This window comes from Psychrobacter sp. AOP22-C1-C5 (genome assembly GCF_052378885.1).
Classification (GTDB): Bacteria; Pseudomonadota; Gammaproteobacteria; order Pseudomonadales; family Moraxellaceae; genus Psychrobacter.
On sequence record NZ_JBQSYC010000001.1, the window covers coordinates 26,472 to 42,106 of the forward strand.

General features: G+C 43.6%; 11 protein-coding genes. 4 read left to right on the plus strand and 7 right to left on the minus strand.

Annotated features, from left to right (window positions below; all coding sequences use genetic code 11):
- Window positions 1-45: 45 nt before the first annotated feature.
- Entirely contained in the window at window positions 46-1,944 is a 1,899-nt protein-coding gene (locus tag ACT3TH_RS00130) for an AmpG family muropeptide MFS transporter (RefSeq protein ID WP_444753835.1), read from the minus strand.
- 545 nt (window positions 1,945-2,489) lie between these two features.
- On the opposite strand from ACT3TH_RS00130, the gene katG reads away from it, so the two are divergent.
- The 4 genes from katG (at window position 2,490) to ACT3TH_RS00150 (ending at window position 9,943) form a co-directional block, all read left to right on the plus strand.
- On the plus strand, window positions 2,490-4,679 hold the full coding sequence (gene katG / locus ACT3TH_RS00135; protein ID WP_444754257.1) for a catalase/peroxidase HPI: 2,190 nt from the start codon (window positions 2,490-2,492) through the stop codon (window positions 4,677-4,679).
- Window positions 4,680-4,967: 288 nt separating this feature from the next.
- The gene (locus tag ACT3TH_RS00140; RefSeq protein WP_444753836.1) at window positions 4,968-5,897 is read left to right on the plus strand and encodes a LysR substrate-binding domain-containing protein; all 930 of its coding nucleotides are present in this window, start codon (window positions 4,968-4,970) and stop codon (window positions 5,895-5,897) included.
- Between the two features lie 203 nt (window positions 5,898-6,100).
- Window positions 6,101-8,635: a glucose/quinate/shikimate family membrane-bound PQQ-dependent dehydrogenase gene (locus ACT3TH_RS00145; RefSeq protein WP_444753837.1), complete on the plus strand. Its 2,535-nt coding sequence runs from the start codon at window positions 6,101-6,103 to the stop codon at window positions 8,633-8,635.
- 303 nt (window positions 8,636-8,938) lie between these two features.
- Window positions 8,939-9,943, plus strand: a complete 1,005-nt coding sequence (locus ACT3TH_RS00150) for an LLM class flavin-dependent oxidoreductase (protein WP_444753838.1) — start codon at window positions 8,939-8,941, stop codon at window positions 9,941-9,943.
- A 282-nt stretch (window positions 9,944-10,225) separates the two neighbouring features.
- Here ACT3TH_RS00150 and ACT3TH_RS00155 read toward each other — a convergent pair whose 3' ends face one another.
- From ACT3TH_RS00155 to ispF, 6 genes are all read right to left on the minus strand, one after another.
- Window positions 10,226-11,185, minus strand: a complete 960-nt coding sequence (locus ACT3TH_RS00155; RefSeq protein ID WP_062844380.1) for an AEC family transporter — start codon at window positions 11,183-11,185, stop codon at window positions 10,226-10,228.
- A 128-nt stretch (window positions 11,186-11,313) separates the two neighbouring features.
- On the minus strand, window positions 11,314-11,523 hold the full coding sequence (locus tag ACT3TH_RS00160; protein WP_444753839.1) for a ChaB family protein: 210 nt from the start codon (window positions 11,521-11,523) through the stop codon (window positions 11,314-11,316).
- 186 nt (window positions 11,524-11,709) lie between these two features.
- Complete coding sequence (gene mnmG, locus ACT3TH_RS00165; RefSeq protein ID WP_444753840.1) at window positions 11,710-13,608, minus strand: tRNA uridine-5-carboxymethylaminomethyl(34) synthesis enzyme MnmG; 1,899 nt, start codon at window positions 13,606-13,608, stop codon at window positions 11,710-11,712.
- Window positions 13,609-13,855: 247 nt separating this feature from the next.
- Window positions 13,856-14,401 carry a hypothetical protein gene (locus tag ACT3TH_RS00170; RefSeq protein ID WP_444753841.1) on the minus strand — a complete coding sequence of 182 codons (546 nt, stop codon included), beginning with the start codon at window positions 14,399-14,401 and terminating at the stop codon, window positions 13,856-13,858.
- A 233-nt stretch (window positions 14,402-14,634) separates the two neighbouring features.
- On the minus strand, window positions 14,635-14,985 hold the full coding sequence (grxD, locus tag ACT3TH_RS00175; RefSeq protein ID WP_444753842.1) for a Grx4 family monothiol glutaredoxin: 351 nt from the start codon (window positions 14,983-14,985) through the stop codon (window positions 14,635-14,637).
- Between the two features lie 117 nt (window positions 14,986-15,102).
- Window positions 15,103-15,603, minus strand: a complete 501-nt coding sequence (gene ispF / locus ACT3TH_RS00180; protein ID WP_444753843.1) for a 2-C-methyl-D-erythritol 2,4-cyclodiphosphate synthase — start codon at window positions 15,601-15,603, stop codon at window positions 15,103-15,105.
- Window positions 15,604-15,635 lie beyond the last annotated feature (32 nt).

Consider the following 15,635-nt stretch of genomic DNA (forward strand, 5'->3'; position numbering starts at 1 on the left):
TTAAAATACGATATGGAATAAAAAATGTCACATAATTAATGCACGCTACTCTGATGCACGTGGTGGCTCTTTGGTATCGCCCAAATTTGGATTGGCTTTGGTCAACTTATTACCAATATCACCATCATCGTCGCCATAAATATCATCGTTATCGCCAATGACGATGTATTTATCAACATAATAGATGAGTACCAAAATTGGAAGACCGATTGCAAAAGTAAAAATAAAGAAGAATGGATAACCCATATTATCTACGACGGCACCAGAATATCCACCCATTACTTTAGGAATTAACGTCATTAATGAAGAAAAAATAGCGTACTGTACAGCGGTAAAGCGAATGGAGGTCAAAGCAGATAAAAAGGCAATAAATACAGCACTAGCGAGTCCTGCCGCTAGGTTATCAAAGATAACTGCCATGTACATAATTGGCAAACTACCTGGATTGTAGGTCAAAATCACAAACAATAAATTGGTCGCACAAGCAAGAATTGCGCCGATCATCATGGCATGCATAATGCGGAAGCGCTGGGCCAACAGTCCACCTAAAAACCCGCCTGCAATCGCCATGATCACACCTACGAGCTTCACAGCATTGGCAATGTCTGTTTTACTAAAACCCATGTCTTGATAAAAGACATTGGAAATCACGCCTGCCACGATGTCTGAAATACGGTACAAGCCGATTAGTGCCAGTAATAGCAATGCTTTTTTACCATAGCGTCTAAAAAAGTCCAAAATAGGCTCGATCCACGTTGCCATGGCCACCTCTTTTTTGACCAATCCTACTTGCACCAACGCATATCCTGTTAACAGCGCAACCCCTAGGCAGCTGAGTAAATGGAAAGCTTCTATAAAGAAGGCGGTAAAAGCACCTTCAACCACTGGTAAAAACTGCCCCATAATTATATAAGCAGCGATAAAAGCGAAGACTGAAAACACAAATAGCAATACCAATCTGACATAGTCTTCGCGCGTTTCAGCAACCAATGGCGCTTTGTTGATAATCTTAGGTTGATTGATCATGAAATAAATGAGCAGCAAAGGCGCACAAGCCACCAATGCTAAAAAGTAAAACTTGATACTTGGCATAGCCATTAGGGGTATGAATGCTAACGTGCTATCAAATACCTTGTTCACCAAAATATTGATTAAATAAATGGCACTCAAGAGCAACCCTGGTATTAGCAATAAAGCCGAATAAATAAGAAATACTTTTAGATTTCGCTCTTGCTTCGTGTTTTGTAACGTCTCAGCTGTGGGCTCATAGCTTGCAAATGTGGTTAACACGCCCAGCGTCATGACACCTGCCATGATGTAATAAGTGTTTCGCCATGCTTCATAGCTATAAAACGTCTCATTTGAGCCAAAGAAATCTGCTAAATATAATGCCCCTGCCCCCGCAACAATCATACCGATGCGATAGCCTGACACATAAATAGAAGACAATATCGACTGCATAGAAGGTGGTGCAAGCTCAATGCGGTAGGCATCGATTACAATATCTTGTGTGGCTGATGAAAAGCCAAGCAGCACTGCGGCGCCTGCCATGTAGACTAATACATCTTCACGCACCGGATTGACACTCGCCATCAAAAAAATAGCCAGCACAATAAGCAACTGCGACACTACCATCCAACTGCGACGGCGCCCCAACCATTTGGTCAAAAAAGGCACAGGCAACGCGTCAATCAATGGCGCCCAAATAAATTTGAATGAATAACCAAGAGCTGCCCAGCTGAACGTGGTTACGACACTACGATCAATCCCAGCTTCACGCAGCCACAATGATAAGCTTGAAAAAATGAGCAGTATGGGAATACCCGCTGCAAAGCCCAAAAACAACATGACGATCACACGTGGATCTAAGTAAGCCTTCGCAGCCTCTCCCCACGATTTTTTGACAACTGGCTCATTAGGCGGCGCAGATTTAACAGCAGACATAGTAACTCACCAACACTTGAAACGGAGAACACAACTGTGCACAATTTTTATCAATCATTATAAGTATTTATCGTTCACAAGGATCGATAAAAATTGCTCAACGTTGCACCAACATGCGCATTAACACAAAATTCAGTTATGGTACTTGAGAACCTCTACCTTGACTAGATATTTTTGCATTAACTTATCGTTTGTAGCAACCGGAGTAATACATGCAGATTTTCATGAATGAAGCCTGCCTATGATTTGTTATTTAAAACTTATTGTTTTTATAAATTGGTTTTATAAATGCATAGAGTTTGGTTATGCTTTGTCTATAAATAATCAGTGACCTTTAAACTACGTAGCCTAGGAGCCATACCATGTCCGACTCAAACAATACATCAACTGATAAGAATGCAGCGCAAAATGCTGGCTGTCCTGTGAATCACGCAGGCAATAAACCTGACGCGCCAACCAACACCACCTATGACCAAGGTGACGATCAAGGTCCAACGATTCATAGTGAAAACATCGATAACACACACGCACCAAAGCGTCCTAGTATGGGCGGCTGCCCTGTTGTGCACCAAGCACATACCACTCATGCTTCAGCGGCAACCGACTGGTGGCCAAACAGCCTAAACCTAGATATCTTGCATCAGCACGATCAAAAAACAAACCCAATGGGTGAAGATTTTGACTATGCTGAAGCGTTCAAGCAGTTAGATTTAGAAGCCGTAAAACAAGATCTAAAAAACCTAATGACCGAATCTCAAGAGTGGTGGCCAGCAGATTGGGGTCATTACGGTGGTCTCATGATTCGTATGGCGTGGCACTCAGCAGGTACTTACCGTAACGCTGATGGTCGCGGCGGCTCTAACACTGGCAACCAACGCTTTGCTCCGCTTAATAGCTGGCCTGATAACGTCAACTTAGACAAGGCTCGCCGTCTACTTTGGCCTATTAAGAAAAAATATGGTAATAAGCTCTCTTGGGCAGATTTGATGATTTTGGCAGGTAACATGGCTTACGAGTCGATGGGCTTTAAAACCTTGGGATTCGCAGGTGGCCGTGCAGATATCTGGCATCCAGAAAAAGACATCTACTGGGGTTCTGAGCGCGAATGGCTTGCTCCTACCGAAAACCGTTATGAAAGCGATGAAGACCGCGCGTCACTCGAAAACCCACTAGCAGCGGTACAGATGGGCTTGATCTATGTCAATCCTGAAGGTGTCGATGGTAATCCTGATCCTGTAAGAACTGCTCAAGATATGCGTACTACTTTTGGCCGTATGTCTATGAATGATGAAGAAACCGTGGCATTGACGGCAGGCGGTCATACGGTGGGTAAATGTCATGGTAATGGTGATGCCACGATATTAGAAGATGAGCCAGAAGCCGCTGACGTAAAAGAGCAAGGCTTAGGCTGGCGCAATCCAAAGGGCAACGGCAACGCAGGTGATACTGTCACCAGTGGTATTGAAGGCGCATGGACCACCAACCCAACTCAGTGGGATCATGGTTACTTTGAGCTACTTTTAGGTCATAACTGGGCATTAACCAAAAGTCCAGCCGGTGCTTGGCAGTGGGAGCCGACTGATATTAAAGAAGAAGATCGCCCGTTGGACGCACACGACCCAAGTGTCCGCCGTAACCCAATTATGACGGATGCCGATATGGCATTGATCAAAGACCCTATTTATCGTAAGATTTCAGAGCGATTCCATCGTGAGCCAGAGTACTTCGATGAAGTATTTGCCAAAGCTTGGTTCAAATTGACGCACCGTGATTTAGGGCCTAAGTCTCGCTATTTGGGTGCAGACGTACCAAGCGAGGACTTTGTATGGCAAGACCCTATTCCAACAGGCAACGCTGACTTGACGGCTGACGATATTTCAACGCTAAAATCACAGATACTGAACAGTGAACTTAGCCGCCGTGAATTGATCATTACTGCATGGGACAGCGCTCGTACGTTCCGCGCCTCTGACTATCGCGGCGGTGCCAACGGCGCTCGCATTCGTTTGTCACCGCAAAAAGACTGGGTTGCCAACGAACCAGAACAGCTACAACGCGTGCTTGAAACCTTGACACGTATTCAGGCTGAGTTTGATAAAGACGTTAGTTTAGCTGATCTTATTGTATTGGCTGGTAATGCCGCTATTGAGCAAGCAGCCATCGATGCAGGCGTAGAGGTCACCGTACCATTCAAAGCAGGACGCGGTGATGCTGCTGAGGACATGACGGATGATGTCTCATTCTCAGATTTGGAGCCTTTACATGATGGTTACCGTAATTGGGTTAAACACGATTACGCGGTATCTCCTGAAGAAATGCTTCTTGATCGTAGCCAGTTAATGGGACTGACGGCACCTGAGATGGTCGTACTCATCGGTGGTATGCGTGTTTTAGATACCAACTATGGTCAAAGCCAACATGGTGTCTTTACTGAACGCGCAGGCGTGCTTACCAATGACTTTTTCGTGAATTTAACGGACATGAGCTATACTTGGCATCCGCTAAAGACCAGCGATGACGCACGTAATACCGCTACCACTTATGAAGTACGCGAACGCGGTACAGGCAAAACGAAGTGGCAAGCAAGCCGTGTGGACTTGGTGTTTGGTTCTAACTCTATTTTACGTGCTTATGCTGAGCTATACGCACAGGATGATAATCTAGAAAAATTCGTTCATGATTTCGTCCGTGCTTGGAACAAGGTAATGAATGCCGATCGTTTCGATGCTATTTAATAGCCTTTGTGGTTAAGCTAACCAATAGTGTTTGAATCAACGATTTAACAAACAGCTGTCTTTTAAAAGATAGCTGTTTTTTTGTTTAATGCTAAAAGTTTACTTTAGCTTAGAATGAATTTTTTCCTAGATTAAAATACCTATATTCCTAATAATCATAAATTGATAGCTATTTATTATATACAAGAATAATAGCTTTGTTTTACACTACGCTATCACGGCATTTTTGTACGTTTTTGTTTTATGTATACAGACAGGGTTTGTATATTTACCCAATAGGATTAAGTTATGGCAATCGACGTAGTGGTCAATCAGCGGCATTTACAGATTCAACTTAAGCAGTTGGAGACGGTATGGCATACGGTGATTAATGGCTATAACTTAAGTCAGGCAGCGACGGTATTGCATACCAGTCAATCAAGCCTATCGAAGCACATTGCTGCGCTCGAAAATCAACTCAAAACAGAAGTATTCATTCGTCAGGGCAAAAGACTGACTGGCCTTACGACCATGGGCACAGCGCTCATGCCGCACATCGAATCTATCTTTGCAGAGATTCGTACCATTGAAAACTTGAGCCTTGATTTTAACAATCCAAACATCGGTACGCTCACCATTGCCACCACTCACACGCAGGCACGCTATGTGTTGCCACAAGTCGTAAAAGAGTTTAAGGCACGTTTTCCCAAGGTCAATTTGATCCTACAACAGGCAGATCCTGAGACTATCGCGCAGATGGTGATTCGTGGACAAGCGGACATTGGCATTGCAACTGAGTCCTTACTCCACAATAACTATCTCAGATGCTACCGTTATTATGACTGGACGCATCGCGTTATTGTGCCAAGCGACCATGAACTTGCCAATCAAGAGTCTGTTGACTTACCTACACTTGCCAGCTATCCCATCGTGACCTATCATGGTGGTTTTACGGGACGCGGCGCGATTGACAAAACGTTTGAAGACGCAGGTTTAGAGCCTGACATCGTATTAGCAGCACTCGATGCTGACGTGATTAGTACCTACGTTGGTCTTGGCTTGGGCATCGGTATCATTGCCGAAATGGCTTTTGAGCCGAGCCATTATCAAAACTTAACAGCCATTCCTGTCGATCATTTTGGGCGCTTTACCAGTTGGATGGCAGTACGTGATGATGCAGAAATCCGTCAGTACGGTCGCGCCTTTATGGAACTTTGCCAAAAGCAATTTGCTAATTAGACTCTAATTACTGAGCCATTGATACTGATTCTAACTTTCGCTACCTTTACCGAGCTTATGTATAAATGATAAAATAAAGTCTCAAACATCATTCGACGTTTGATTTATTTGTTATTTATGCATGTATTGATGGGCGCCTCATTTTTGCTGGGTGTCGATCACTGCATGTCCATTTGTTTTTATATGAACAGGCGGTACCGCTCATGGAAAAATTCGTAGCGATCATTATGGCTATTTTTGCCGCCCCTTTGCTTCTCGGCGGCGCTTATCTGCTCTCTCTAGGCGGTAGTCCTTATTATCTCTTTGCTGGCATTGCGATGCTTGCCACTGCATTTTTGCTTTTTAAAAGGCATTGGAGCGCTTATGGGCTTTACGCGATTTTTATCGTTATTACTGTCATTTGGGCGCTTTGGGAATCTGGATTTTATTGGTGGGCTCTAGCACCTCGTGTTGGCTTCCCTCTCATATTTGGTCTGTTGATGCTATTGCCGTGGGTATCTAATAAGATGCTAGGCCAAAAAACCCGAGTACTGACAGGTGCTACCTCTCAGACTACTACTATCGAAACCTCTGAAAAAAATACAAGAAACCCAATTTACTATTGGGGTTTGCTTGCAACCGTTGGTGTTGGTGCTCTGCTTTCTTTTGGCAGCTTGGCCAATAATGCCACCGATAAGCTAGGCGAACTCAATTTAGCTGCCAAAGATGATGCTGATCAAGATGCAACATCAGCTGGCACCTCTGCCAATCTTGGTGACCCACTATCAAATGGATCATCAACACCTGAAGGTGAGTGGAGCGCGTATGGTCGTACAGATTATGGCCAACGCTATTCTCCTCTTAGTCAAATTAACACCAGTAATGTCAAAGACTTAGAATTGGCATGGCAAATTCAAACGGGCGATATGAAAGGCCCTAATGATGTTGGTGAAACCACTTATCAGGCCACTCCTTTAAAGATTGGCAATGCGTTATATATGTGTACGCCGCACAACTGGGCGTTGGCATTGGATGCAGACTCTGGTGAGACTTTGTGGAAATTTGATCCTAAAGTAGGAAAAAATCTACAACGTCAGCATCAAACTTGCCGAGGCGTGTCTTACTACGCTGGTCAAGCGACGACTAGCAATAATACCTCTAGTGAAACAACAGTAGCTAGCACTGCACCAAGCAATACATCAATTGTCCAGAAAATCGCTGGAAATACATTTGAAAATGCGTCGACTCAGTGTGATGCCAAGATATTCATTCCGACTTCTGATGCCAAACTGTATGCACTCGATCCAAACACAGGACAACGCTGTCAGAATTTTGGTGAAGATGGTGCATTAGATTTGATGCACAATATGCCATTCAAACAAGATGGCTACTATTACTCGACGTCGCCACCTATTGTAGTAGGTGACACTATTGTTGTGGCTGGTGCCGTCAATGACAACTACGATGTCAACTCTCCATCAGGCGTCATCCGTGCTTATAACGTTAATACTGGTGAGCTCTTGTGGAACTGGGATTCAGGCGATCCTGATAACACAGCGCCTTTTGATGTCAATGATCCAACTCAAACCTACAAAACCAGCTCTCCAAATTCATGGGCGATCGCCAGTGCTGATGAAGAACTTGGTTTGGTGTACTTCCCTATGGGCAATCGTACGCCCGATCAGCTAGGTAGCTATCGAAACGCAGCTGAAGAAAAATATGCGACGTCCGTTGTTGCTTTAGACATTAATACAGGTGAAGCGCGCTGGGTTCAACAGTTTGTTCACCATGACCTTTGGGACATGGACACACCAGCCCAACCAAGTTTGATTGATTTAAATACCGCTAGTGGCGTCCAGCCTGCCCTTGTTGTTCCTACTAAGCAGGGCGATGTGTATGTGTTAAATCGGGCAACAGGCGAACCTATTGTCCCAATTAAAGAACGCCCAGCACCGCAAGGTTATTTGATAGAGGGCGAACATGCAGCACCCACTCAGCCTTACTCTGGTTTAAGCTTTGAGCCTGCACCTTTGACTGAAAAAGACATGTGGGGTGGAAGCCTTATTGATCAAATGATGTGCCGTATTGATTTTAACAAACTTAACTATGATGGCCGTTACACACCACCATCAACTAACGGCAGTTTGGTCTATCCTGGCAACTTTGGTACCTTTAACTGGGGAGGCATTGCCGTCGATCCTGAGAATGGCGTGATGTTTGGTATGCCTACTTATTTGGCATTTAAATCAAAACTTATTCCTAGGGACAATCTTGGTGAGGCCGAAACCAATAAAGGTGAACAGGGTGTGAACGCTAATGAAGGCGCAGATTACGCTGTAGAACTTGGACCCTTTTTATCACCTTTAGGCATACCGTGTCAGCAGCCACCATGGGGCACGATAGCAGGTGCCGACCTAGCGACAGGTGAGATTGCCTATCAACGTAAAAATGGTACGGTTCAAGATCTATCTCCTATTCCAGTTAAATTTGAGCTGGGTGTTCCTGGCATCGGCGGACCTATCATCACCAAAGGCGGCTTAGCGTTCTTGTCTGCCGCTACTGAGAACAACTTCCGCGCTTATGATTTGAAAAATGGCGATGTGTTATGGAATGTTCGTATCCCAGCAGGTGGTCAAGCCACTCCTATGACATACCTAAACTCTAAAGGCGAGCAAATGGTAGTGTTAGTAGCTGGTGGACATGGTTCAGTAGGTACGAAGATCGGTGATTATGTCGTGGCTTATAAACTTGCTAAGTAAATAAAAGCAACTTATAGACTGATCTTTTGTTTTATTAACCTTACCCCGTCTTAAATATATTATTTTTCTAAGACGGGGTGCTTTATAAAACAAAATATTTTTATAAAAAAAGCAGGTGACCAATGTCACCTGCTTTTTTTATAATGGCAACAATTAGTATCGGTCTTATCTATCTATTAGAGTATCCAAAAGTAACTCACGCTTGTTTGTTATGATTTATTACCACTCAGTAACGCGGCTTGAAATCGATGCCGACTATAAGCATATCAAGAGAAAATAATTAATGACTTTATTGGATATTTTATGAATCACACAATCCCATTATCTTTTCTAGATTTAGCCCCCGTTCCTGAAGGCAAAACAATCTCTGAAGGCATTGCTCAAACCGTTGAGACAGCACAACAAGCAGAAAAAGTCGGTTTAAACCGATATTGGATGGCGGAGCATCATAATATGCCAGGTATTGCCAGTGCAGCAACCTCAGTGCTTTTATCGCATATTGGTAGCCAAACCAAGCGCATACGTATCGGTGCAGGTGGCGTTATGCTGCCAAACCACGCGCCACTCGTTATTGCTGAGCAATTCGGTACGTTACATGCGCTGTATGGCGACCGTGTAGATTTGGGTTTGGGCCGCGCTCCTGGTACAGACGGTGCCACGTTTCAGGCACTCCGTCGACAAATGAAAGATGCGGAGCGTTTCCCTCAAGATGTACAAGAGTTGATGTACTTTTTAGGTAATACTACAGACAATAGCCCTGTACAGGCATTTCCTGGAGCAAAATCAAACATTCCTGTTTGGATCTTAGGCTCTTCGCTGTTTGGCGCTACTTTAGCGGCACACTTAGGATTGCCGTATGTGTTTGCCTCTCACTTTGCTCCGCAAATGCTTGCTCAAGCAATTACCGCTTATCGTGAGCAGTTCAGACCGTCAGCCTATTTAGACAAGCCTTATGTGATGCTGGCTGCTAACCTATTACTTGCTGATGACGATGCCACTGCCCATTATCACTTTACCTCAGCTCAGCAAAGCTTTGTACGCTTGCGCCGTGGTGAAACAGGCCAAATGCCAAAGCCTACTCATGATATGGACAGTATCTGGAGTCAAGCAGAAAAAATGATGGTAGATAATGCATTGTCAGTATCATTTATCGGTTCTGTTGAAACGGTTAAACCCAAACTTGAAGCATTTATGGCAACATATGAGCCTGACGAGTTAATTGTTACGGCAAATATATACGATCAGGCCGCACGTTTGCGTTCACTTGAACTTACATCTGAGCTAAACTTGTTTACTTTACAAGCATGACTAGCAATTGCATAATTATTGATAAACTATAACGAGAAAAAGGTCATGGAAACCTCAAGCTTCATTGGTTCATCAATATTTTTGTACATTGTCGCGTTTATTATTGTCATGGCTGTTTTTGCATACCTCACGTATCGTACTAGCCCTAAACGCAAACAACGCCGAGAAAACAGACGCAATCAAGACAATCTGAAGTAGTCAATTTAAACAATAAAAAGCCCTTTTATCCAATTGGAAAAGGGCTTTTTATTTGTCCTACTTTTTATTAGAGCGTATAGGGTACTACATAAGCCCTAAAGCTCGTAGTATCGCAGCGCCAAATGCCATTCCGAACATACCTACTACCGTGGTAAAAGCTAAGATATTTGCCGCAAGCACATCGTTGCCACCCATGGCTTTTGCCATTACATAACTGGCGGCGGCGGCTGGCGAGGCTACCATCAAAAATAGCACACCCATGTGTACACCTGATAAACCAAACGCCAATCCAATAGCAATGGCCACCAATGGCGCAACAATGATACGCCCGATACTGGCTTGCATGGACAACCCTGACAGACGCAGCATGGATTTCAAATCAATACTAGCGCCTGCACAAATCAGTGCTAATGGTAGGGCGACTGCTGCCAGCAAATCACCTGTGACGTGAATAACGCCTGTGATTGGTGGTAATCCAAGCGCCTTGTAGGCAAATGCCGCCAACAATGCCAAGATGAGAGGATTGGTACTCAGTTTTTTGAATACCATGATGATGCGACTGCTCCACGTATCGCCTACTTTTTTAGACACACGGCTCAGAGTAATCACGGCCAAAATATTAAACAATATGGTGACTACACCCATATAAACCGCGCCAATACTTAAACCTGCATCTCCGTAAGCATTATAAACAGTGGCCAAACCTATAATAGCCATGTTGCTACGAAAAATACCTTGTACGAACACTCCTTGATCAGCAGGTTTGCTAATAAAGTATTTAGCGTAAATTTCTGCACCAATAAATAGAGTAAAGGTGACAAGGATACCAACACCTATCAGCGTGATTTGCTTAGCATAATCAACGTTACTGTCGGCCACACTGAAAAATAGCAAACAAGGCAAGCAATAATTGAAGACAAAATTTGATGACTGGTCAATAAAACTCTGACTGGCTTGACCGCGTCGTTGCATAAAAAAACCCAACCCCATCAAAGCAAGGTTGGGTAGTACAATCGTAATGGCAAAAATAATGGCTTCAATCATAGATAAACTCGGATCAGCAGTGTTCTCACAGCCTCATGCTTTAAGCCGTGACAACCTGCTTGTTTTAGGTCAATTTTAATAATTAGGACGGATCGTTTTTAGCTCAGAACAAGGATGATAACACCTCACTACTTATGATCTGGCTTTTTTACCCATTTATCGTCAGAATTTTTCTCATAAACGTTTTCAACGGCTGTCCAAGCGGTTGCAAACCAGCGCGACTCCTCCTCATACTGCTTACTGGCACTGTTAAAAGCTGCTTGAAATATCTCTTGTGCGTGTTTTGGCAAATTATCTTTTACAGCGTCGGGTAGATCTGATAACTTTTCATAAGGCATAAAAGTGCTCCTCATCTGTAATAAGTTGGCATTATTATCTCTAGCTTCCTTATTCTACCTACTATCTTCCAGCAAAACAGAATGAAGCCTACTTAAGTTGTCTCTAAATTGTTAAGAACCCAGACATAAAAAAAGCTCATAACGAAACATCGCTACGAGCTCTTATAATATATTTTCTAACCATTCTTATGACAAATTCAATGCCGCTGCTACTTTTTTCTGTTTTTTAACAGTCATCGCTAGCAACTGTATAGCGGCAGGCGTCACGCCACTCACGCGTCCAGCTTGAGCAAGAGTCGCAGGACGTACTTGTGTCAGCTTTTGCACAATCTCATTTGATAATCCAGATACTGCACTATAATCAAAGTCTATTGGCAACGCCGTATTTTCTAAACGTTTCATCTGATCGATCTCTTCTTGCTGACGATCGATATAACCTGCGTACTTAACAGAGATTTCTATCTGTTCACCTACCAATGTATCAACTTTTGATTCAGTGATAGCAGCGATGTCGGCAAAGTGAATTTGCGGACGTTTTAACAAATCATAAGCAGTCGATTCTTTTGACAGCACCTCACCTGTTTGTTCAGCTACTTGCTGACCCAATGCATTGGTCGGCGTTGCCCATAGGTCTTTTAGACGTGAAGATTCTGTGGCGATGGCTTCCATTTTTTCTTGATAGGCTTGCCAGCGCACATCATCCACCAAACCAAGCTTACGGCCAGTCTCAGTTAAGCGTTGATCCGCATTGTCTTCGCGTAGCAATAGACGATATTCTGCGCGACTGGTAAACATACGATACGGCTCATTGGTACCGTGAGTAATCAGGTCATCAACAAGAACGCCAAGATAAGCCTCATCGCGGCGCGGTGTCCATGTTTCAAACTCACTATTCTCACGTGTGACTAGTGCCGCATTTGTACCTGCTAGCAATCCTTGTACGCCAGCTTCTTCATAGCCTGTCGTACCATTAATTTGACCAGCAAAGTATAAGCGATCGATAGATTTGGTCTCAAGCGTAGGCTTTAGGTTCTGTGGATCAAAATAATCATACTCAATCGCATACCCTGGACGAGTAATATGTGCATTCTCCAACCCTTTCATACTATGGATGAACTCCAACTGCACATCAAACGGCAAACTGGTTGAAATACCATTTGGATACAGCTCATGCGTGGTTAAGCCTTCTGGCTCGATAAATATCTGATGGCTGTCTTTATCAGCAAAACGGTGGATCTTATCTTCGATAGACGGGCAATAACGTGGGCCAATCCCTTCTATCTTGCCCGAGAACATCGGTGAACGATCAAGGTTTTCACGAATAATATCATGCGTGCGTGCATTGGTATGAGTGATATAGCAGTTGACCTGCTCAGGATGCATAGAAACATCTCCCATATAGCTCATCACTGGTAGCGGCGTGTCACCTGGCTGTACCGTCATGACGCTAAAGTCAACGCTTCGTGCATCGATACGAGCTGGTGTACCTGTCTTTAGGCGCCCAACTGGCAGCTTTAGCTCACGCAAACGGTCAGCAAGCTTAATAGAAGGCTGATCTCCTGCGCGTCCGCCATTTGAATTCTCAAGACCGATATGAATTACGCCACCTAAGAAAGTTCCTGAGGTCAGTACAACCGTTTCGGTCTTAAAGATAATCCCAGTCGAGGTCACAACTGCGGTAGCTCGACCATTCTCTACCAAGATGTCATCAGCGGCTTGCTGAAATATATCAAGATTTGACTGGTTTTCAAGCGTATGACGAATCGCCGCTTTGTAAAGAATACGATCCGCTTGGGCACGAGTCGCTCGCACTGCCGCCCCCTTGCGACTGTTCAATACTCGAAATTGAATACCTGCTTTGTCTGTCGCGAGCGCCATTGCTCCACCCAACGCGTCAATTTCACGCACTAGGTGTGATTTACCGATACCACCAATTGCCGGATTACAGCTCATCTGTCCAAGCGTTTCAATATTATGTGTTAATAGCAAGGTCTGCGCGCCCATCCGTGCGGCTGCCAAAGCAGCTTCTGTGCCAGCATGACCACCACCGATCACTACCACGTCGTAATTTTTTGGATATTGCATGCATGCCTCACTTGAATGACGATACTTTCGGCAACAAGTTATTGTTTAGAATAAACTTGTCGCATAAACGATGAGCGCCAATCGTATTTTAAAAACGGATGATATAAGTTGTTAAAACTTAAATAGATAACCGGCAATTATAACAATTTTTTGTCGCTTAAAAAACGTTAGAACAAAAACTGTTGAAATTAACTGCTAAAAAAAGCCAAACTATAAGAATGGTTTGGCTAAGATTGAATAGTTTTGATTAATTCAAATTATTACCATTACCTCGACTCAGAGGGACGACCTGATCTGATTGACCACTAGTCAGCATATGATGACTACCATAGCCTTCTGGATTGATTTGCAGATACGCATTCATCTGACCAATAGCCTCACTATCATCACTGACCAAAATCTGATCTTTAATGATATCTACTGGTGGTAGCGGTAAGTTTTTGAGCAATGCCAAACGTTGCTGGTTGTCGCCTTTATTGACTACCAGTTCGATAAGCTGACGTGCATCAACTGGTAAATCAGGCGTGCTTTGTGCCAATAGTGCCAAATGATAAGCGCCCGCCGGATCTTGATCTGCAACTATACGCTGCTCAATAGCAATATAAGTCGCTTCTGTCGCACCTCCTGCTACACTCAGTTGATGGATACATTTAAGGGCAGAGTTTGATTCGTTATTTGCAATCTCAATGATTCGTAAAGATTCGCTTTTCAAACGCTCGCGACGTTTTTCAATAGCCGCTTGCTCGGCCGCTTCTCTTTGCGCGTCTTGTTGTTCAGATACTTGAGTATTCATAAGTCTCTCTTTTTGATAATTGTACTTATCATTCTGTTTGTATTGAATACTATATAGGGCCATTTTTTGCAAAAGCAATAAAATGTAAACCCACAAAAAACCCAAACAGCCGTGATAAGACCATTTGGGTTCGTTGTAATTTACTTCAATAATATAACTGGTTTAGGTACTACTTATTTAGAGAAAATTTAAAATAATCATATAAGCAGTAGTCGCATAAACAGTCTTAAACATTAAGCAGCAGGACTGTTGGCTTCAACCAACGGCTTTAGCTCACCTGATTGATACATCTGCAAAATAATATCTGATCCGCCCATCAATTCACCATCGATCCACAATTGCGGGAAAGTTGGCCAATTGGCAATCTTTGGCAACGTCGCACGGATTTCTGGGTTTTCTAGGATGTTTACAAACGCAAATGGACGACCGATTTGAGTCAATACTTCAATAGAACGAGCAGAAAAACCACATTGTGGAAATTGCGGCGTGCCTTTCATATAAAGAATGACTTTATTGTCTTTGATTTGATCGCGGATCAACTGCTCGACATCGTTTGTAGCAGTATTTGGGGTTTGCTCACTCATAAAAACTCCTATTGATAAGTCAGTACATTAAATAATTGGGTAACAATATGGCTGATACATGGGGCAATAGCTCCAGTATTACAAGCATGATTGACATATTGGCTTAATGAACAGCCATTAAACATCGGTTACGTTAGGAACCAATAATACCACGGCGTTGGCCATGATGCCTTCTTGGCGTCCCGTAAAACCGAGTTTTTCAGTAGTGGTGGCTTTAACGCTGATATTACTAACCGCCGTTTGCAAGTCACTTGCGATATTATCACGCATTGCTTGATTGTGAGGTGCCAACTTTGGGCGTTCACACATGACGGTAATGTCTGCATTGCCCAGTTTATATCCTGCCTCTTGTACTTTGCTATAGACATAACGTAGCAGTACCCGAGAATCCAAACCAGCGTGCGCCGCATCGGTATCTGGAAAATGCTGACCGATATCACCAAACGCCAGAGCTCCTAGCAACGCATCTGCCAGCGCATGGAGCACCACATCACCATCAGAATGTGCCAGCAAACTATGGGTGTGTTCGATAGGCACGCCTGCTAAGATGACATATTGCTGCTGCTGTCCATTATTGTGAAAAGCGTGAACGTCAATGCCTTGACCGATTTTTATCATTATTATTCCAAATTGATTGTATGTGATTAAAA